This is a genomic window from Desulfovibrio aminophilus DSM 12254 (assembly GCF_000422565.1).
GTDB classification, from domain to species: Bacteria; Desulfobacterota; Desulfovibrionia; order Desulfovibrionales; family Desulfovibrionaceae; genus Aminidesulfovibrio; species Aminidesulfovibrio aminophilus.
On sequence record NZ_AUMA01000003.1, the window covers coordinates 123,928 to 143,953 of the forward strand.

The following is a 20,026-nucleotide window of genomic DNA, read 5'->3' on the forward strand; positions in this document are numbered from 1 at the left end:
GTAGCGCAAACCCGGGCCGTTGCCTAGCCCGTTCCCAGGAGGACCCAACTCATGTTCGAAGCACTCTCCGTCGTGCCCCGCGCGGAACTGGAGGCCCGTTGGGCCAAGGTCCGCCGCTTCCTGGCCGAAACAGCGCCCGATGCGGGCGGCGTCCTGGCCTTTTCGCGCCTCAACGTCTACTACCTGTCCGGCGTCCTGGGCGCGGGCTGTTGCTGGCTTCCCCTGGAGGGTGAGCCGGTGCTCCTGCTGCGCAAGGGCCGGGAGCGGGCGTTGCTGGAAAGCGCCCTGACTCGGATCGCCGCATTCAAATCCTACAAGGATCTTCCCGCGCTGGCCGCCGAGGCGGGCAGCCCGTTCAGCGAGGTGATCGCGGCCGAGACCACCGGCCTGTCCTGGCAGTTGGGCCAGATGCTGGCCTCGCGCCTCTCCGACCGGCGTTTCGTCTCCGGCGACCTGGCCTTGAACTTGGCCCAAAGCCTCAAGTCCGAATGGGAACTGAACATCCTGCGTCTGGCCGGGGAGCGCCACCATCAGGCCCTGCACGACATTCTGCCGGAGGTCATTCGGCCGGGCATGAGCGAACGGGAAATTTCCCATCTGGCTTGGCAGGTCTTCTTCACTTTGGGGCACCAGGGGCTCATGCGCATGAGCGCCTTCGGCGAGGAGATATTCCTCGGCCACGTCTCGGCCGGGGATTCCGGCAACTATCCCAGCGTGTTCAACGGCCCCCTCGGCGTGCGCGGCGAACATCCGGCCGCGCCCTACATGGGCTACGCGGGCAAGCTCTGGAATCGGGGCGAACCCCTGGCCCTGGACATCGGCTTCGCCCTGGAGGGCTACTGCACGGACAAGACCCAGCTCTACTGGGCCGGGGAGGAGGGCGAGATTCCCGAGGCCGCCCGTTCGGCCCACGCCTTCGCCATGGACGTGCAGGCCTGGGCCGCCGAGAATCTGCGGCCCGGCAACACCCCCGAACACATCTGGCTGCATTGCCGGGATTGGGCCGCCAAGGCCGGGTTCGCCGAGGGCTTCATGGGTCTGGACGAAAACAAGGTGCCTTTCCTCGGGCACGGCATCGGCTTGGCCATCGACTGCTATCCGGCCATCGCCAAGGGTTTCGACCGGCCCATCGAGGCGGGCATGGTCTTCGCCCTGGAGCCCAAGATCGGCGTTCCCGGCCTGGGCATGGTCGGGGTGGAGAACACCTTCGAGGTCACGCCCTCGGGCGGGGTCTGCATCACCGGCGACGACTGCCGCATGCTCTGCATCGCTTAGGGGAAGGCCCGCTCCACCGACCGGCACATGCCGAGGACCACGAGATGGTGGAAGGGTCGGATGAGGTTGAAATAGACCGGCCCGGTCCAGTGCTTGTAATGGACCACGGTGAAGACCAGGAAGACGGCCGCGCCGTGGTCCCCCGAGCGGCGCTCCACCACGACCCTGGCCGCGAGGTGCTTGTCCTCGGCGATCCCGACCCAGAGCCGATCCTCGCGGGACAGCTCGGTGGTGAAGAAGCGCAGTTTCCCGCCGGGCGTCAGGTCCACGTCCTGCTCCTCCAACGGAGCCGTGTCCATGTGTTCCTGGCGCATGCCGAGCAGGCGCACGAGCCCGGCGCGAACGACATAGAGCCAGTCGAGCCAACGTGGGTGGTAGGAGATGAAGGCGGCCAGGAAGCCGCGCAACGACGTCCGCGCCCGCACCCGCTTCACGTCCACGTGGTCGGCCCCGGCGATCAGTTCCGCCAGCTCCGGCGTGGTGTCGGCGAAGCGGGTGCTCATTGATCCTCCTCCCCGAAGGCCCGGTCCATGACTTCCAGGGCGAAGCGGGCCGAGACCGTGGCCGGTCCTCCGCCCATCTCCATGCCCACCTCCACGGCCTCCAACACCTCCTCCCGCGTGGCTCCGCGGGCTACGGCCTGTTCGATGTGCCACTGCATGCACGACTCGCAGTCGATGACTACGGAGATGCCCACGGCGATGAGCTCCTTGGCCTTGCGCGGCAGGGCCCCGTCGGAATAGGCGGCCTTCTCCAGTTCCAGGAAGGCCGCGTAGGTCCGGGACTTGAGCCGCAACAGACGAGTGTGGGCCTTCTTGCGGGTGCGGGTGAGTTCCTCCAGACGATCCATTTTCGCCTCCTATGCCGACAGGGCGTCTTCCAGGATGCGTTCCATGTCTTCCTGACCCATGTCGCCGGGGGTGGCAGCCAGCAGGCGGCTGTTGGTCTCCAGGGCGTTCTTGGCCAGGGCCGGGATGTCCTCGCGGGTCAGGCCGCAGTCGGCCAGTCGCGGAACGCCGAGTCCGGATTCCTCCATGAGCCGGGCCAGGGCCTTCAAGAAGCCTTCGGGACCGGCCTGATCCTCGCCGCAGCCCAGGGCCAGGGAGAGTTCGTCGAAGCGTTCCGGAGCCTTGGCCGCCAGATGGCGGAGGCAGGCCGGGGCGAGCATGACCAGACCCTCGCCGTGGGGCAGGTCCGGCTTGAGCGCCGAGAGCGCGTGCTCCAGGCCGTGCAGGATGGTGGTCGAGGACAGGGCCAAGCAGATGCCGCCGGAGCAGGAGGCCCAGGAAAGCACGGTGCGGAATTCGCGGTCGCTTCCGTCGGCCACGGCCCGGGGCAGGTGGTTGGCCACCAGATGCACGGCCTCCAGGGCGACCAGGTCGGTGAGCGGCTGACGGCGCAGGGAGAGAAAGCCCTCCACGGCGTGGAACAGGGCGTCCATGCCCGTGAGCGCGGTCAGGCGCGGGGGCATGGTCAAGGTCAGGTCCGGGTCCACCACGGACAGGACCGGGGCCCCGGCCTCCACGCCCCAGGCCAGTTTCTCCGGGCTGCCGGTGCGGGTGATGACCGAGCGGTAGTTCATCTCCGAGCCCGTGCCCGCGGTGCTCGGCACGCAGACCAGGGGCAGGGGGGCGTTTTCCGGCTGTCTGCCGCCGCCGCTGCCGCCCTGCACGTAGTCCCAGACCGAGCCGGGGTTGCGGGCCATGACCGCCGCCGCTTTGGCCACGTCCAGGGGGCTGCCTCCGCCCAGACCGAGAATGAAGTCCGCCCCTGCCTCGCGGGCCAGGGCCGCCGCCTCGTCCACCTGATCCGATTCGGGATTGGGCCGCACCCGGTCGTAGACCATGCTGGCTACCCCGCGCGCAGCCAGGAGGGCCTGGACCCGCCCGAGGAAGCCGTGGCGGATCATGGAGCCGCCGGAACTGGTGACGATGAGCGCCTTGCGGCCCTTGGGCAGGTGGGGGGTGTCGCCCAGGCTCTCAAGGGAGCCGGGGCCGAAGAGCAGGCGCGTGGGCAGGAAAAACTGGAACAAAGGCATGAGAATCTCCTTCTGGTTTGGGAGGTCAGCGGCTCAAGGATGCGTCCAGGGCCTCGCGGATGTCGCGGGTGGTGTAGAAGTCGCGCAGAACCAGGGGCTTGTCCGGGTTTCGGGCCGGGAAGACCGCCAGGACCGGAATGCTCTTGCCGCCGATGGCGCGCAACAGGGCCTCGCCGTCGGGATTGCTTTCGCTCAGGTCCACGCGAACCAGGGTCAGGTCGTAGCGTTCCCGCCAGGACGCCAGGTTGTCCGGGGTCAGTACGGCCTGGTTCAAGACTTTGCAGGAGGGGCACCAGTCGGCGGTGAATTCCACGAACAAGGTGTTCTTGCCCAGGTCGTCGGCGAAGCTCTCGGCTTCGAAGTCGATCCAGTCGGTTTCCTGGCGGGGCTGAACGGCCCAGACGAAGGCAATCAGCACCACGGCCAGGGCCACCCCTCGCAGAATCAGGGCATTGAGACGGCCGGAAACCCGGGCGGCCCGTCCCACGAGCCAAGCCGCCGGAACCGTGAACCAGAGCAGGGTCAGGGCTGGGATGATCTGGTTCTCCGGCAGGATGTTCAGGAGATAGATGCAGGTGCCCATGAGGAAGAAGGCCACGGCCTTCTCGATGTGTCCGACCCAGGGGCCGGGTTTGGGCAGAATACGCACCAGTCCGGGACTCGCCACCATGACCAGGTAGGGCGCGGCCATGCCCAGGCCGATGGAGAGGAAGACCGTGCTGATGACCAGCGGCGGCTGGAGCAGGGCCCAGCCCAGGACGCCGCCCAGGAAGGGCCCGCTGCATGGGGTGGCCAGGAGCGTGGCCAGGACGCCGGTGAGGAACGCCTGGGTTCTCGGCCGGGTGGCCTGGCCGAATTTCATGTCCACGATGGGCAGGGTGTAGAGGCCGAAAAGGGATAGGGACAGGGCAAAGAGGATTGCGGTCAGGGCCAGGACCGTGCCCGGCCGCTGGAACATCTGGCCCCAGGCCAGGCCGGTGCCGCCCAGGAGCAGGCTCAGGAAGAGGAAGTAGCAGAGCACGCCCAGGGCGAAGAAGAGGTTGTGCTCCCGGAATTGCTCCTGGCGGGGCAGGTGTGCGCCTCTGGATGCGCCGTGCAGCAGGGCCGTGAGCTTGAGGCTGACCACGGGCAGGACGCAGGGCATGAAGTTGAGCAGGAAACCGGCCAGGAGCCCGAAGAGGATCGCCGGAAGCAGTGCCGATACCTCGCGTTCGGGTTGCAGGTAACTGGGCGAGAAGTCCCATTGGCGGGCGCTGCCCTCGGCCGGGGTCGAGGCTGGGAGCGGAGTGAGCACCGGGCCTCGCTCCAGGGCCTTGGCGAACAACGGCCACCAGCTTTCCTTTCCGCCGGGAGCCGGTGATTCCCCGCCGGAATCGGCGGATACGTCCTGGTTCACCGGGAGACACTGATTGTCCGAGCAGAGCAGCAGGCTCAGGGACGCCTTGAGGCGGTATGGCGGCTTGGCTTCGGCTGGAAGCGGCACGAAGAGCGGCGTGGGGGTCGGATACGTCTCCACCTGGATTGAGCGGTCGGCCTTGTCGCGTTTCATCGTGCCCGGGGGGAAGAAGACCGGCAGCGGGCCGTAGCCCTCCAGTTCCACCGCCAGACGAGTCGGCAGGCCGACCACCGAGGCCCGATCGGAATAGACGTACCAGCCTTTGTGAGGCGTGAGTTGAAGCACGGCCAGGGCCCCGCCGCCGGGGTGCTTGTCCTGCCGCGGAGGTGTCAGGAAGCTCCAGTCCGTGGACAAGGGCAGGTCGCTCGCTTGGACTGGCTCCAAAAAGTTTTGAAAAAATATCAACAAAAACAGGATAATAAAAATTTTGCGCATGAAATGTTCCCGTTTCGCGAAAAATGCTGTCCCGATTGTTGACAAAAACACGGTCTGCGGCTAGTTACTCTTTCCCGTTGCACGTGAGTGCGGCGCTTCGGGTCACTAGCTCAATTGGCAGAGCAGCGGACTCTTAATCCGGAGGTTCAAGGTTCGATTCCTTGGTGACCCACCAGGAAAACACGAAAAGCCGGCAGGTTGAAAAACCCGCCGGCTTTTCTGCTTTTCGAACGTGGCGGAAAACCGTTTGTGCATCGTCATTCCGAACAGAAGGTCCGGCCGAGGGCCTGGACGTTGGGGTCATGCCGCGCTCAGTGCGCCGACATCGGTGTTCGAAGGGTTTTTACCCCCAACCGGGCGGGCTCGTCCAGCGCGGAGGCGGCGGAACGGAATGCGGCCCGGCCCGGTTCAACGCAGGCTGAAACTGACGGGCACGAGCATCCAGACCGCCACGGCCCGCCCCCGCAGCATGCCCGGGCTGAACTCCCAGCGCGAAACCGCATTGACGGCCGCCTGTTCGAAATATCCCGAAGGCTCGGCTTCGACCACTTCGATGTCGCGGACGCGGCCGTCGGACCCGACGAGAAACCTCACCACCACCTTGCCGCTGACTCCCTGTCTGCGGGCCGCCTGGGGATAGTCCGGGTCGACTCTACGCAGCAGGCGCGGCGGGCGTTCCACCTGGCCAGGGCCGTAGGTGTCCTGGCCGTTGCCCGCGCCATGACCATGGATTCGTCCTTCCGTCGACCGGGACGTGTCCGGCGCGGTGCTGGGCGCGGAGGCGGATTCGCTGTTTTTCGAGGGGAGCTGGCCCTTCTCGGGGACTGATGGCGGTGCGGATTCCGGCTGCAACGGCTTCGCGGTTCGGGACGCTGTTTCGGCGGGTTTCCCTGAAACGGGTGGCCTGGCGGGATCGGGTGTGGTTGCCGAGTATCCGCCGTCACCACCATCCGTGTTCCGGCCGAAAGCCGTCAGGTCCATCTCATAGGTGGGGACGTCTCCGGATTCGTCGAGTCCCGAGGGCATGGCCAGAAGCAGCGCCAGGGCCAGGGCGTGCAGGCCGAGGGCCAGCAGGGCGGCCGAGAGACCGAAACCCCAGGTGTTTTTGCTCCGCCCCGCGAAGGCCGGGGGAGGGATGCCCGGCCCTCCGGTCACGCCGGGGACCTCGCCGACCGCCGAGCTGGGCGCTGGCGACGCGCCGTGTTTGCTGCTATGGGGAAGACATCGGGAGGTCCATCATGCGCATGGTCATGCTGCTGTTGGCGGTGCTTGCCACCGTTTCCCCTGCCTGGGCCCTGGAACGGGGTGTGGCCGGGACGGCGGAAACGTCTGCGGAGTCGCTGGCGGCGGATGGTCCCGGCTGCTGCAGTTTCAACGGCGGGGTTTGCGGTTGCCGAGGCGGACGCGTGGTCTGCTGCGACAGAACCCTGAGCACGTCTTGTCACTGCTTCCGCGACGATGCCGAACCGGCCGCCCCGCTCCTCTGCCGTGCAGCCGACGCGCCGAATGTGCCTGTGTCCCGCTGACGCCCCTTCTTTCTTCACGTCCCTCACGACTCCACGGGGAAGCCCGCCCGGGTCCAGGCCAACATGCCGCCCGCCAGGACGCTCACGTCGGCCGCGCCCGTCCGGCGCAGAAAGGAGGCCGCGATGTTCGAGCGGTAGCCCGAGGCGCAGTAGATCACGGCTTCACCCTCGGGATGGGGCAGTCTGCCTTCCAGAAGGTCCGAGAGCGGCGCGCGCCGGGCTCCCGGAATGACCCCCTGGCCCCACTCGGCGGGAGTGCGCACGTCCAGGACGAGCGGGGCTCCATCGGCGTCGAGGCGGGCCTTGAGCCGTTGCGCGGGCGTCAGCGCCAGCGTGTCCACCGGGCGTCCGGAATAGACCCAGGAGCCGATGCTCCCGGACAGGTATCCGTAAATGTTGTCGTAGCCGATGCGGTGCAACTCCGTGGTCATGGTCTCGTAGGCCGCGTCATCCGGGGTCACCAGCAGAATGTCGCTCTCCGGGGCCACCACCATGCCCACCCAGTTGGCCAGTTGCCGTTCCAGGCCGATGTTCAGCGAACCGGGGATGTGCATGCCGCCGAAGGCCGCCGCGTCGCGGCAGTCGATGACCACGGTGCCGCTCTTCATGTAGGCCTCGAACTGGTCCGGGCTCATGGCCCGGTCCACTGGGCAGCGGTCCAGGAGCGGAGCCCCCTTGGCGTTGGTGGCGATGATGTGGGTGAAGCTTTTGGGCCGGACGGGCAGATTGGCGAGAAGGGCCTCGCGGAAGGATTCCAGGGTTTCGTGTCGGAGCATGGGGTTGCCGAGGCGCTCGAAACCCAGGGTCGTGCTCGGCTTGGAACTGAGGCCCCGGCCGCAGAGTGAGCCCATGCCGTGGGAGGGGAAGACCTCCAGGTGATCCGGGCAGTTTCCCAGGGTTTCGCGCAGGCTGCGCCAGAGGTTGCGCACTTGTTCCTCCAGGAGTTCGCCCCCGGCCAGGTCCGGCCGCCCGACGTCGCCCACGAAGAGCAGATCGCCGGAGAGGAGCATCCAGGGCTCCTCGCTGCGCGCGGTATCCGTCAGCAACAGGGAGATGGCGTGGGGCGTGTGCCCCGGTGTGGAGAGTACGGTGAGCCTGGCCGCTCCGAAGGTGAGCACGTCGCCGTGGCGCAGGGGCCGGAAGGCGAAGGACACGGGCGAACCTTCGCCCATGAGGATTTCCGCACCGGTGCGAGAGGCCAGTTCATGGGCTCCGCTGACGTGGTCGGCGTGGAGATGCGTGTCCACCACATGCGTGATGCGCATGCCCTCCTCGCGGGCGATGTCGAGGTAGACCTGCACGTCGCGGCGGGGATCAACGACGGCCATGACCTTGGCGGCCGGACAGCCAACGGCATAGGACAGACAGCCTAGGCCGGGTGTCGCTATCTGTTGGAAATACATAAGGACTCCTGTTGATGGGTGATGTCGCCATAAGGAGTCATTGTACCATCACCCGCCGCCGATGCAATGCGGTGGCCTGGGAAATCAGGAGGCCGAAGGGGCCGCCGCTTCCAATTCCCCGGCCTTGGCGCGAAACCGCGCCGCCAAGTTGTCCAGGGCGTCGGCCATGGCCGCCAGCACCGCCACCCGTTCCGGGTGTCCGGCGAGACGCCGTGCGCACCACTGCACGGCATAGAGCGATTCGCCGTCCTCTTCGCAGTGGCCCTGACAAAACCGGCGCAGCCGGTCCATGATGTCCGCGCGGACTTGTTCCCGCGCGGCGATGACCTTCTTGAGCCGGTCTCCGGCCTTGCGCAGCTCCTTCTCCGGGGGCGTCTCCCTGGAGACGATTTCCTGAAAGCGGTCGTTGGCGGCGGCGACCTTGCGCGAGGTGTCCAGGTAACGCTCCAGATCCTTGACCAGTTCCGGGTGCGTGCCCACGGCCCGGAAGGTTCCGGCCAGGGCCTCGATGCGCGGGGCGTTGAGACGGAGCATGTCTGCGGTCTCGTCACGGGTCAGGGCCCGGCGTTCCTGCCGGCCGCCGGCCAAAGTCAGGTCCGTGGGGGTCTCCAGACTGCGCAGAATCAGCGCCTCCAGGAACCAGTCGGCATAGAGATCGTAGAGCTTGCGGGCCATGTCCGAGGCCAGCACGTAATTCAGGATTTCGGCTCGGGCCGCGCCTTCCTCCGGGCTTTGGCGGCCGAGACCGTCGAGACCCCGGCCGAAGTGTTGGTTGAGGGCCTTGAAGGTGGCTGTGGACGCGCTGTGCGTCGAGCCTTCGGCCGGGTGGTAGCGCTGGACCAGGAAATCGGTCAACGCGTCCACGAAGGCCAGGGTGACCACCGAGTCCTCCTGGGGACGGGCCGACTTGTTCCAAAGGGGAATGTCCTCTGGGGTTTCCGCCGTGGTGGCGTTGGCGGCCGGAGCGCCCTGGGCTTGGCCGGTGAAGCTCGATTCCGAAGAGGGAGCGGGCTCCTCGCCGCCTCGGAGCAGAAGCAAGGTTCCGACCGCCAGAGCCACAGCCAGGATGACCGTCACCGTGGGGAACAGTTTTTTCGTTTGTCTGGACATGCGAATCCTCCAACATTTGCAGTATAGGACGGGCCCGGCCGAAAGGCAAAGACTCTTCGGATCGTTCGTCGGAAAACGAGTGTTCATCGGATAATCGTTGACTTCGGAGGGGTTCTGGTCGAGAGGAAAACGACACCTCGCGCCATTGGGGAAGGAAGAGTGGAACAGCGCAAGAAAATCCTCGTGGTGGACGACGAAGCGGTCAACCGCGACGTCATGTCCGGTCTGTTGCGGTCCTTTGGTCATGAGCCGCTGGTCGCGGACTCCGGACTCACGGCGTTGGAGATGCTCCGTGAAGGTGTGGATATTGTTCTGCTCGACGCCATGATGCCGTTCATGGACGGTTACGAATTGGTCCGCGTCATTCGCGCCGATCCCCGACACGCCGACATTCCCCTGGTCATGGTCACGGCCCTGGCGGCCAAGGAGGACCGGCTCCGCGCGGTGGAGGCCGGGTGCACGGATTTCATCTCCAAACCCATCGACGCCACGGAATTGCGCATCCGCATGACTTCTCTGCTGCGCCTGAAGTCCTACCTCGACGAGGTCAAGGTCTACCAGGCGCGGCTGGAACAGATGGTCGACGAGCAGACCCGGGCCCTGCGTCTGGCCGTGGAGAACCTCAACGACACCCAGCAGGCCGCCGTGCGGGCCCACCGCGAAACTCTGCACAAGCTGGCCGCCGCGGCCGAGTTCAAGGACCAGAACACCGGCCAACACATTGTCCGCATGAGCCGTTATTCGGCCTTGCTGGCCTCTCGGCTGGGACTGCCCCCGAGCGAGGTGGAGATGGTTCTGCACGGGAGCCCCATGCACGACATCGGCAAGATCGGAGTGCCCGATTCCGTTCTGCTCAAGCCGGACAAGTTGAATGCCGGGGAGTGGGAGGCCATGAAAACCCATACCGTCATCGGTGCGCGCATCCTCGAATCCGCTTCCTCGCAGCTGTTGGAGACCGGCCGGATCATCGCCGAGAGCCACCATGAGAAGTGGGACGGTTCGGGCTATCCCCATGGACTGAGCGGAGAGGACATCCCGCTCTATGGGCGCATCTGTGCCGTGGCCGACGTCTTCGACGCCTTGACCAGCCGTCGACCCTACAAAGATGCCATGACCAACGCCGAGGCGTTGGGGATCATGAACATGGGGCGGGGAAAACACTTCGATCCGGCCATATACGATCTTTTTATTAAAAATTTCGATGCGATAGTAACGATCCAGCGGCGTTTCCAGGATTGATTCTTTTGACCCCGGCGGCGATCGAGGCTATGAGAAAACAGGAGGATTCAGACATGGTCAACGCCATCGTTCTGCTGACGGTTCAGCCCGACCTCATCAACGCCGTGGCCCAGAAGCTTGTCCAGATTCCCGGAGTGGGCGAGGTGCATTCCGTGGGCGGTCGGTTCGACCTGGTGGCTATCATCCGCGCCAAGGACAACGAGGGCCTGGCCCAGATCGTCACCGAGCGCATGCTCAAGGTCCAGGGCATCCGCGGTTCGGAGACGCTCATTTCCTACCGGGTCATTTCACAGTACGATCTGGAGAATATTTTTTCCCTGGGAGGCGATTCCTGAGTGCTCGGTCGCGAGCGTCACTGGACGAAAAGTCCCCCGGCAGAACGTCGGGGGGACTTTTTTTGCGGGAGGGGCGCCCCGCCCCGCCGGGAAGCGGGACGGGGCCGCGAAGCGGCGTTATCTTGATCCGGCCCGCCCCTCAGACGATATTGTTCAGAATGGCTCCCGAGGCCCAGGCCCCGAGGACGCTCTTCTGAAAGTCGTAGTCGGCGCCGAAGGAGCCCGCGCCGCTGCGATCGGTGTTCATGTAATCCAGGGTCTTGCTCACTACGGCCGCCCCGAAGGTCTGACGATCCACGGGGGCCGCGTTCATGGGGCCGGAACCGTTCATGGCGTCCAGGGTGCCGGAGACCGTGCGGGCCCCGAATTCCTGGCTGCTCCATGCGTTGTTGCCGATGCCGCTGATGCCGAAGTCGCTCATGCTTTCCCCTCCTTGCCGCGAGGCGGCCGAAGATAACGCCTTATCCGAGTTCATCGGCATTTCTTTTAAAAACTTTAGGGGGGGAGCCTGGAACGGATGTTGCTGTCGCTTCCGTCGGGAGAATTTTTCCCGGGGAGGCGTTCATGCGTATGCTGTTGGCGTTGGTGCTGACCACCTTCATCGTGGTCATGGTCATGGAGGAATTGTCGTCCGCCCGCCATGTCCCGGAAACCTCCATCGTCATGGAGGAGACACGGGCGCCGATTCCAGGGCGGAATTAGATGCTGCTGTTGGCCAGGAAATGCTCGATGTCCTGGCTCAAGCGGCGGCGTTCGGCGCTGGCCAGGGTTTCAGCCTTGCGCGGGTCCAGGTCGGCGTTCTGGAAGCTGGCGAGGGCGACATAGGCGGCCTTGAGCCGCGCGGCCTGGCCATGTTCGCCGCGGGCGGCATGATAGGCGATCATGGTCTTCAGCGCGCGTCCGATTTCGGCCTTGGAGCGAGGCAGGCGGGCAGCGTCTCCCAAGGTGTCGGAGTGTGCGGGAACCAGGCCCAGGAAGGTTTTGGTCAGGCGGTAAGCCGTGGGCACAGTGTCGGCCGTGACCCTGACCTTCGCGGCCGTCCTCCGGCTGTCCACCACCCGGACGAGAACCCAGATCGCACCGAAAAACAGGGCCAGTCCGGCCCACACTTCAGCCGGGATCATGCCGTCTCCTTCCTTGCGCCATGTGGCGCAGGAACACCTATTACGAAAATCGGAAGAGAGATCAAGCGCCTCCGTCCCGGCCGGGGCCGGGGTGTTCTCCGTTGGGACGCGGGTGCAGCAGCGTGGTCAGGGCATATCCGATGCAGGCTGAAGTGATGACCAGGCTTTGCACCGGGAAGAGCAGGGAGACGCCGAGCACGGCGAGGGCTCCGGCCGCTCCGATCAGGCGGCGTGTGCGGCTGGCGCGCAGTTTTTCCCGATAGCCGTCGCCCGGCGCGCGGTCGATGTGCGCCTGGTTGATCTTCCAGGCCAGCCAGCCGCCCGCGCAGAATCCCGAGAGCAGGGCCGTCAGGGTGAAGAGCAGAGAGGGGCCGCCGTCCATTTTCGGTTTCAGTGGCGGTTCACGAAGTCGATGAAGGCCCTGTCGTCGCGCTGAATGTGCCGGGCGAGCCAGCGCGTGAGAAAGGACAGCATCTCCACGGCCGTCGGGTGGGAGTCGGAGTGGTGGATCGTGGCGGAGCAGGCGTCCATGCGTTCCCGGAACTCCATGTGGGCCAGCCGGTGATCTTCCAACTCGGGAAAGCCGTGCCGGAGCATGAGCCGCTCCTCATCGGAAAAATGATAGTCGGCGTATGCCGCGAGTCCTTGGACTGCGTCCAGGAGGCCCTGATGCTCTGCGCCTTCCTGGATGCGGTCGTGCAACTCGTTGATCGCCTCCACGAGCAGACGGTGCTGCTCGTCGATCTCGGCATGGCCGAGGGTCAGACTCTGATTCCATTGGAGGAGGGGCATGGGTCCGCCTGTTTCGCGCTTCGCGCCGGTCGGCTGTTTCAGGGAAACACCCTGGCAATGTAAAGCGTTTCAGGCCAACAATCCAGCATTGGACGGCGAGAGCGGGGAAAAGAAAAGCGGGCCGGATGATTTCATCCAACCCGCCGTTTGTTCTGGCTCCCCGATGTGAACCGTATATGCAATCATGCTTGTGGGTTGACTGTCGCTAAGCCGTGCATCGATCCGGACAGACCTGCCGCGCTAAGATTGAATCAGCATCCTCTCCTCAGCATGGTCAACACGCCACTCTTTGCCTCGGTCATCGGTCAGGATCACGGTGAAAACGGATCTGCCAATCAAGGCGAAATTTAGCGCCGAGAACTTACGGTTTGAGCATCTTTAGGGATTACCTGGTGCTTCTCGCTCGTGAGCAACCATTCGCGCACAAGCCTCGCAACCTCATCGGGGTCGGCATTTTTGCCTTTTAACGAACACTCCCAGACCACCGCCACCCTCCACCCCGAATCCTGGAGGGCTTCGATGTCCCGTCTATCTCTGGCGATGTTTTCGTCGAACTTCTTGCGCCAGAAATCCACGTTGGTTCCGGGCGTCGTAGTAGCCTTGCAGCCGTGGCGGTGCCAGAAACAGCCATGGACGAACAAAGCCGCCTTGAACCTGGGGAAGACGATATCCGGAGATCCCGGCAATCTCTTGTCGTGAAGCCGATATCGCAGTCCTATTTTGTGTAGCGACCTTCGAAGCTTCATCTCCGGACCAGTGTCTTTTTGACCAACCCTGGACATGATTCTCGAACGTGTCGATTTATCGACGGTATCCACCGCTGCTCATCCTCGACAGGCACAGTTCATTACCCGACATGCCGGCAATTATCCTCGTCCACTTTTTCGATGACCTTCGTGGAAATCAGCGCTTCCAAATGCCGGTGAAGCTCGAAGGGCAGCTCTCCGCCCTTGACCAGGACACCGAGTTCCATGTTGCGCTCCATCGCGGCGGAGGTGAGATTCGCACTTGTGATAAAGGACAGTTCACCATCCGCCACGGCGCATTTGGCGTGAACGGCTCCCGAAAAATGACCCGATTTCGACTTCGTTTCCGAGGACCAGACGTAAACGTCGATCGAGGGGAGAATGCTTTTCATGGCCTTGACGGAATCGTATGTCACCCGCCCGCCATGCTTGTCCGACGACTCCAGCAACACGTCGATCTGAACCTGGCGACCAATGGCACCACGGAGCGCCCTGATTATCGAATCCACTTCATAGGCGACGAAGCTGACAAGGAAAAGACGTCTTTTCGCAGCTTCGATAACTTCACAGAGCACCTGTTCCGTATGCCTTACCGGCACCTGTCCGGTAGATGGGCCTGTCCATACCAACTCCACAGCTCCGCGATTCTCGCGCAAGACTGCCGCCGCCGAAGCTCCCCGGAGAGCGGACGCCACATCGCTTGGAGCGGTGTCTTTGCTGTTCTTCCAGGCACGATCCAATCGCCCAACCAACTCTTTGTCCGCGTTGGGACCGAAGCTCGACTTGGTCAAGGCGAATTGCTCGACCGATCCGAGCGTTTCGATCTTTGCCGCCACGGTGGAGACTCTGTCGGGATGCAACTCCAAACCGAGTTCGGCGATCACTGCCAACAGATCATCCATTCTCGCCTCCGTTTCCGGCAAAGAAGGCGACGTCTACGGCCTCGAATGTCCTAACGAGCAGAGCTCTGTCGAGATAGCGGTTCCCTCGTTCGCAGGATGTTTCGGCGACGAAAGTACAGGCGTGACATGCCGCTGCATGAAGGGATCTGTCGACACCCGGATTGTGTTCGGAGCAAAGCGGGTCAGATGAACAGATGGTGGCCCGATCGAGAGCCTGTTCGATCAGCCTGCCGAGATTTTCGGGTTTCCCGAGTTCCACGAGGCCCCCCAGGGTCCCATCGGAGTCGGCGGCGGCCGTGTAGAGCAATACGCCTGCCATGGGTGATTCTTCATCGCTCTTGGCGTAGATGCGTTCCCGGATGCTCGCCGCGTTGTAGCCACATTCTAGAGCCAGCTCACGAATGAGAAGATGAGCGAACGTGTGCAGCATGGCGTATCTAATGCCCGGATATCCCTCGTCGGGGTCCAGCCCGCGCGCATTCCGCCAGCCCCGATGACCCGCCTCCAGCTTTTGGCTTCGGGCCTGAACGGCTTTTTGCTTTTCCCATTCGGCCACGGCATTCTCGTCGAACCTGATGAATATCCCCTCACCATGCACCTCACTGGCGGGTATCCAATCGGGCTTGTTCCGGCTGAGATCGGCCATCGGCGGTCGCTCGTCCGGATCGGTCGATTCCTCCGGAGCCTCCACCCGGGTGTAGCCGATCAGGGCGTTCACCTCACGGAGACGTTCCAGTAGCAACACCCTGGCCAGACGGTCTCGATAGCCATCCGGTGTTTCGGTCTTGCTGCTCAAGAAATGCGGCCAGTCCGTCGGAGGATCGTCCGAGGTCAGGACGTCCCACTCAGGGTCCTTGATGTCGCCCTCGGAAATGACCGTTGTGCTCGATCGGCCTTCCTTTCGGTCTTCGACGGTCTTCCAAATGTCCCTATGATCCCATTTGTCGATTCCCGGGAGGCTACCGCTCTTGACCAGGGTCTTCACTATCACCTTGATCTCGTCGGTCGACTCCGCATCCGAGAAATACTCCCATCCATCCAGGACCAATTGCCCGAGCTGGTCTCGTTCGAGAGGAATCGCGAGAACGGACAGCGTGATCGGGAACCATCCGTTGGTCGCCCCCAGAAGGATGGTCCTGGGGTCCTCGGTACATTCCTCGTACTTGTTGAGGTGGGGATGCCGTCCTCGACAGGCGGGGAGATTCTCCTGCGCCTCCCGCCCAAAGGCATGAACCAGCGAACGTGCCGCGTCGCAGGTATCGCATTTCACCCAAAGGTTTTCGGTCTGCAGGGATGCGCCTCGCTCGAAGAAACGTAGCGTCCCTTTGCACTCGGAGGGGCCGCCATGCACGAACCAATGCCACGGAAAATCGTCGAGGTGACCGTTCCTGCACGCGAGCAGAAAACGGGCGGGAACCGCGTCGGCGTTCTTGCCTTTCTCGCAGTTCGAATGCACGAAATGGGTCTGCTCCGGGCGGTACGGGTTGGCCTTGATGTCGAACAGGCCCGAATCGTATTCGGCCAGCAAGCCGCATTTGACGCACCTCAACCAACGCGGAAAGGGGCGGACCGGCACACCGATCTTGCCTTCGGCGGACATGGGGTCGACACTTTCCTCCCTAAGAAAGGGGGGCATCCGCAACCGTTCTACTTGAGGGCCGAGCACCCGGCGAACGGCGGCGAGTAGGCGTGCCTCATCGATCGGCGGGCATCGGTCCGGATTCCAACGATCAAGACCCATGGTCAAGACCGAAAGATTCGGCAGGTCGATCAGGGCTCCGGGACCATAGGTCCAGAGCAATTGACTGGGGCGTACTTGCCCGACGAGATAGGAACTCATGCGTCACCTCCGTTCGCTTTCTTGATCTTCGGTTTCCAGGACGGAGGTTCGGTAGAGTGCTTCGAGGCATCCATGATCAGTTGAACTCCGGGTTCCACTTCGCGCATCGACATGGGAACCGTGAATTCATCCCATGCCAACGCTCCGGGCTTTTTCAGGAGGGCGGCGAGGTCTCCTTGTCCATGTACCGTTTCGTAACCCAGCCTGCGCCCGGTCTTCACGGACTCCTTCACCCACCGGTCGATCCGATCGGCGGTCATGGCGTCGGCGATGGTTTTCGCCGCCTTGTCCTTCACCTTCCAGGCACGCTCGGACAGTACTTTCCGTGCTCTCAGGGCTTCCGCCTTGCCGGAACTGTCGAGGGATTGCGCCCCGGGATTCGGGTTCATGGAATCGTTTTCGAGCCGGAGGAGACTCACCATCGCACCGGTCAGGCCACGGTCCAGCGCTCTCGCCGCGAACGGCGTGACCGACTGGGCCTCGACATGCTTGTAGAACGTCGCGTGATAGTGCTCGAACGTTTCGTAATGGGACAGATCGCGAGGCCGCGACCAGGTGAGCACCGTACAGACGAGCCCCGGGAAGGAACGGCCGACGCGGCTCGTGGCCTGAATGTATTCCGCCGTGTTCTTCGGTTGGCCGTTGACGACCATCAACCCGATGCGGTTGACGTCGACGCCCACCGACAGCATGTTGGTGGCCAGCACGATGTCGATGGCCCGCGTCTCGCCCTTTTCCCAGGTGGGCTTGAACTTAACCTCCAGTTGGTCGAGCTTCTTGGGAATCTCCTTGTTCGAAACCCGCGAGGTCAGCTCGTCCACGATGCGTACCGAACGCTGGCTCAGCCCCGGTCGCTTCACGTCGCTCATCTGGACGCGATAGGCACGGGTCTGCACGTCGTCCTCTGCCAGTCGCCGCATACCACCCAGCTCGCGCAGAGAATTGAAATATCCGACCACGGTCATGTAAGGGTCGGCCGCCGCGCCGAAGCGCTGGAACAGCGACTGGGCGGCGGTCAGAAGGGCGACGTAGACACGGATCAGAACGGCGGGACGGGAACTGCCCGGCGAGCAGATCCCCATGTAGAGACGGCCAGGCTTGTCTTCCACAGAGCGCTGAACCGAGAAAAAGTTGTCCTCGACATCGAGACCATGGGGCGGAAACACCGAAACCTTCCTGAGAAAGACGTTGTTAACCTGTTCCTCGGCCTTACGAACGGTGGCGGTCGAAGCGATGACCTTGGGGCGGATCGTCTTTCCGTCGATCGACCAGGTCGACAGCTCGTCCACGGCGGTTTCGTACAGGCCAACCATGGTTCCCAACGGTCCGCTGATGAGATGGAATTCGTCCTGAATGATAAGGTCAGGCGGGCGGATCGGCGTAATCTCCTTGACGCTCACACGTGGAAGATTGCCCTTGGCGTTGTGGTTGCCATTGCAATCGGCCTCGGGCCAGAGCAGTCCATGGCGTGGGCATTCCCTGGTCGCCTTGCCGAAGAGTGTGCGCACCTGACCACGCCAAGCCATCATGGCGAATTTGTCCACGGTGGCAATCAACATCGAGGGCGGATGACGATAGATTTCGTTGTCCACCACCAGCACAGGAAGTCCCAGATTCTTCGATTTGGCCTGACTGAATTCGCAGCGGCCGTACTTGTCGCCGCAATAGATGAAGGTTCGACCGAGATCCCTGTCGACTCTGATTTCACGGCCAGGGGCGATCTCGGAGCCGCACCACGGACAACTGGTCAACTGGGCCGGTGTCGAGCCCGTGCCATACTTGCCGTCCCGTTCCTTTTCTATCGCGGCATGGCTCTCTTCGGTGGTGTTCGGAGTGACCCGCTGGCCGACCCAGAGTCCGATGGTGAAAGGTGTCTCGCCCCAGACCGCCGGTTCACCTCGACGGAGCACCTCCATGGCGCAGATCAGGGCAGTAGCCCGTTGAAACTGCTGCAGGGTCAACAGGCGCAAGGTATAACGCATGATGACGGCGAGACCACGTCCGCCATCGAGACCGCCCATATCTCCCTGCAATCGCCGAATACCCATGGTGAAGGCCGCGACACCGAGATAGGCCTCGGTCTTGCCACCGCCGGTGGGGAACCAGAGCAGGTCGGCGAAAGCCTCCAAGGGTTGGGTGCGGTCCCGGTGAGTCGGGTCGGCGAGCGCCGGAATCGAAAGCAGCATGAACGCCAACTGGAAAGGTCGCCACGAGCGGTTCTTGCGGACGTTCAACGCGTCGAGTGTCACCTCGTCTCCACGGCGCTTGGCGAGCGCGTAGATGCTGTGAATGCGCTGCGAGGCCATGGCCCGGTTGGCGAACCGGAAGGCGGCCAGCGCCCGGTCGTCCGACGCGAGGACATCGACGCCTTCCCTGAGCCTCTCCAGTATCAGATTGCATCGATCCATCGCCTCGGTGGCGGGGATGTCGTATCCCACGACCTCGCTGCCGATGGCATTCCGGTTTTCGGCGATCCACTCCGCGTAGTCGTCCGTCAACACTTTCAGCCCGGCGACCAGTTCGTCGCGCTTTTCGGGTGTGGCGAGCTCGGCGAGTCGCTCCATGTCGAGCAGGCCGTCCTCGATCATCCGACGCATGGCCGGGCGGTCTTCCGGTTCGAGACCGGGCGTTTCGGTCACCTGGATCTCGTACTCGGGCAGAACGGCGGTCCTGACCTCCGTGGCCCGCTCGCGATCTTCCTCCGATACGGTCGCGTGGACCGAAATGCCATGTCCGACGGCGAACTCGACCCGGTCCCGATAGATCATTTCGAGTGCTTCACGCTCCTCGTCGAATTCGTCGGCCCGCAGGATCGGGCGACGCCGGAACACCGCACGCCCCTCCATGTCCCGCACGCTCAGTTCGGGCTGGAATATCCAGGCCTGATCCTGGTTCTGTTCGGGCATGGTCTGGGTGTTGACCAGAAAGAGCGTAACCAGCCTGTCGCCGTTTTCCAGCGGGGCGCTGACCGAGCCCTGCACCACGACCGAAGGGCAGTCCGTGTCGATCCGGATCGGTTCGATGGTCCGCTTCTTCAGGGAGACCACGGCGGAGCCGCCCGAGGGTATGCGCTTCCAGCAACGAGGGGATTTGCCCGTCTCTTCGTTCTCCCGCTCGCTCTGCGTCCGTTCGTAACGCCCCCAGTTGGCGAACAGTTGGACATTTTCCAGTTCGCCGTCAACGCAGAAGGTGAACCCCATGGACGATGGAACCAGGGATCGATGGGTGGAGGTGTCGACTTCCTCGTCTCGCTCCTCGGCATCCGGGCGTCCCGATTCGCCGAAGGTGTCCGTCTCCGCCGCATCCGGAGCCGTGTCCATCGGAGCCAGCTTGCCGACCAGGTAGCGATCGCGGACGCTCATGCCCACGATCTCCTCGACCGGCCCGTCCGCCGGACCGAGCAGGTCGTCGATGACGGCCAACTGGAGAAGTTCCCGCACGTAGTCCTGTTCCTCGGCGGAATCGCCTTCCAGTACGGGCAGGGCATCGAAGGCGATGCCGCAAGCCGTCTTCAGCGCCGCCTCGAATACCGGCCACTCCAGTCGCACCATGGCGGCCTTGGATTCGGGTGCGGTCACCGCGAGGTCGGTCAAGGTCTTTCCGCCATTCACGGGGAGGACGCCATCGAAGAAGAATGTCGTTTCGTCGAGCTTGGCACGAATGCGGTAGATACGGGCGAACGAGACCGCAGCCAACGGGTCGCCACCGGCGATCAGCACGGCGTCACCTTCCTCGACACCCCGGAAGAGAGAAGAGCCGTGATCGACGGTCACCGAAAAGCGCCGGTTGTGAGCTTCGTCACCGAGACGGATGAGCCAGGAATTATGAGTATTGATAGACAGTTTATCAGTCATGCCTTCTCTCC

19 protein-coding genes and 1 tRNA gene are annotated in these 20,026 nt (G+C 63.7%); 5 read left to right on the plus strand and 15 right to left on the minus strand.

What is annotated here, in order from left to right; translation table 11 throughout:
- Positions 1-51: 51 nt before the first annotated feature.
- Entirely contained in the window at positions 52-1,275 is a 1,224-nt protein-coding gene (locus tag H587_RS0100665; protein ID WP_027174607.1) for a M24 family metallopeptidase, read from the plus strand.
- On the opposite strand, the gene H587_RS0100670 is transcribed toward H587_RS0100665, so the two are convergent.
- Genes H587_RS0100670 through H587_RS16770 form a run of 4 tightly spaced genes read right to left on the minus strand, consistent with a single transcriptional unit; the run spans position 1,272 to position 5,063 of the window.
- Positions 1,272-1,778: a DUF2867 domain-containing protein gene (locus tag H587_RS0100670; protein ID WP_027174608.1), complete on the minus strand. Its 507-nt coding sequence runs from the start codon at positions 1,776-1,778 to the stop codon at positions 1,272-1,274. The two genes, H587_RS0100665 and H587_RS0100670, sit on opposite strands and share 4 nt — an antisense overlap.
- Positions 1,775-2,125, minus strand: a complete 351-nt coding sequence (locus H587_RS0100675; protein ID WP_027174609.1) for a carboxymuconolactone decarboxylase family protein — start codon at positions 2,123-2,125, stop codon at positions 1,775-1,777. The genes H587_RS0100670 and H587_RS0100675 overlap by 4 nt, the downstream gene beginning before the upstream one ends.
- A gap of 9 nt (positions 2,126-2,134) precedes the next feature.
- Positions 2,135-3,313 carry an iron-containing alcohol dehydrogenase gene (locus tag H587_RS0100680; RefSeq protein WP_027174610.1) on the minus strand — a complete coding sequence of 393 codons (1,179 nt, stop codon included), beginning with the start codon at positions 3,311-3,313 and terminating at the stop codon, positions 2,135-2,137.
- 25 nt (positions 3,314-3,338) lie between these two features.
- The gene (locus H587_RS16770; protein ID WP_169432734.1) at positions 3,339-5,063 is read right to left on the minus strand and encodes a protein-disulfide reductase DsbD family protein; all 1,725 of its coding nucleotides are present in this window, start codon (positions 5,061-5,063) and stop codon (positions 3,339-3,341) included.
- A gap of 180 nt (positions 5,064-5,243) precedes the next feature.
- On the opposite strand from H587_RS16770, the gene H587_RS0100690 reads away from it, so the two are divergent.
- A tRNA-Lys gene (locus H587_RS0100690) sits at positions 5,244-5,319 on the plus strand.
- A 233-nt stretch (positions 5,320-5,552) separates the two neighbouring features.
- On the opposite strand, the gene H587_RS19450 is transcribed toward H587_RS0100690, so the two are convergent.
- The 3 genes from H587_RS19450 to H587_RS0100705 form a co-directional block, all read right to left on the minus strand.
- Positions 5,553-6,299: an energy transducer TonB gene (locus H587_RS19450; RefSeq protein ID WP_051202347.1), complete on the minus strand. Its 747-nt coding sequence runs from the start codon at positions 6,297-6,299 to the stop codon at positions 5,553-5,555.
- Positions 6,300-6,693: 394 nt separating this feature from the next.
- Positions 6,694-8,073, minus strand: coding sequence for an MBL fold metallo-hydrolase (locus H587_RS0100700; protein WP_027174611.1), 1,380 nt, complete (start codon positions 8,071-8,073; stop codon positions 6,694-6,696).
- A gap of 84 nt (positions 8,074-8,157) precedes the next feature.
- Positions 8,158-9,183: a hypothetical protein gene (locus tag H587_RS0100705; protein WP_027174612.1), complete on the minus strand. Its 1,026-nt coding sequence runs from the start codon at positions 9,181-9,183 to the stop codon at positions 8,158-8,160.
- 159 nt (positions 9,184-9,342) lie between these two features.
- Here H587_RS0100705 and H587_RS0100710 point away from each other — a divergent pair, with 159 nt between their 5' ends.
- The gene (locus H587_RS0100710) at positions 9,343-10,422 is read left to right on the plus strand and encodes an HD domain-containing phosphohydrolase (RefSeq protein ID WP_034608379.1); all 1,080 of its coding nucleotides are present in this window, start codon (positions 9,343-9,345) and stop codon (positions 10,420-10,422) included.
- A gap of 53 nt (positions 10,423-10,475) precedes the next feature.
- A complete protein-coding gene (locus tag H587_RS0100715; RefSeq protein ID WP_027174614.1) occupies positions 10,476-10,757 on the plus strand; it encodes an Lrp/AsnC family transcriptional regulator in 282 nt (93 codons plus the stop codon).
- Positions 10,758-10,896: 139 nt separating this feature from the next.
- Here the strand turns inward: H587_RS0100715 and H587_RS0100720 are convergent, their stop codons facing one another.
- Positions 10,897-11,178 carry a hypothetical protein gene (locus tag H587_RS0100720; RefSeq protein WP_051202348.1) on the minus strand — a complete coding sequence of 94 codons (282 nt, stop codon included), beginning with the start codon at positions 11,176-11,178 and terminating at the stop codon, positions 10,897-10,899.
- 143 nt (positions 11,179-11,321) lie between these two features.
- Between H587_RS0100720 and H587_RS20430 the strand changes: the two genes are divergently transcribed.
- Positions 11,322-11,459 (plus strand): hypothetical protein, encoded by a 138-nt coding sequence (locus H587_RS20430; RefSeq protein WP_156904407.1) that lies wholly within the window; start codon positions 11,322-11,324, stop codon positions 11,457-11,459.
- On the opposite strand, the gene H587_RS0100730 is transcribed toward H587_RS20430, so the two are convergent.
- From H587_RS0100730 to drmA, 7 genes are all read right to left on the minus strand, one after another.
- Entirely contained in the window at positions 11,456-11,881 is a 426-nt protein-coding gene (locus tag H587_RS0100730; RefSeq protein ID WP_027174616.1) for a hypothetical protein, read from the minus strand. The two genes, H587_RS20430 and H587_RS0100730, sit on opposite strands and share 4 nt — an antisense overlap.
- A gap of 61 nt (positions 11,882-11,942) precedes the next feature.
- A complete protein-coding gene (locus H587_RS0100735) occupies positions 11,943-12,263 on the minus strand; it encodes a hypothetical protein (RefSeq protein WP_027174617.1) in 321 nt (106 codons plus the stop codon).
- 8 nt (positions 12,264-12,271) lie between these two features.
- A complete protein-coding gene (locus H587_RS20070; RefSeq protein ID WP_084630303.1) occupies positions 12,272-12,673 on the minus strand; it encodes a bacteriohemerythrin in 402 nt (133 codons plus the stop codon).
- Between the two features lie 347 nt (positions 12,674-13,020).
- On the minus strand, positions 13,021-13,491 hold the full coding sequence (locus tag H587_RS0100750; RefSeq protein ID WP_027174620.1) for a very short patch repair endonuclease: 471 nt from the start codon (positions 13,489-13,491) through the stop codon (positions 13,021-13,023).
- Between the two features lie 29 nt (positions 13,492-13,520).
- On the minus strand, positions 13,521-14,321 hold the full coding sequence (drmC, locus tag H587_RS0100755; RefSeq protein ID WP_027174621.1) for a DISARM system phospholipase D-like protein DrmC: 801 nt from the start codon (positions 14,319-14,321) through the stop codon (positions 13,521-13,523).
- Positions 14,314-16,161 (minus strand): DUF1998 domain-containing protein, encoded by a 1,848-nt coding sequence (gene drmB, locus H587_RS0100760; RefSeq protein ID WP_027174622.1) that lies wholly within the window; start codon positions 16,159-16,161, stop codon positions 14,314-14,316. The genes drmC and drmB overlap by 8 nt, the downstream gene beginning before the upstream one ends.
- Entirely contained in the window at positions 16,158-20,015 is a 3,858-nt protein-coding gene (gene drmA / locus H587_RS0100765) for a DISARM system helicase DrmA (protein WP_027174623.1), read from the minus strand. The genes drmB and drmA overlap by 4 nt, the downstream gene beginning before the upstream one ends.
- Between the last annotated feature and the right edge of the window lie 11 nt (positions 20,016-20,026).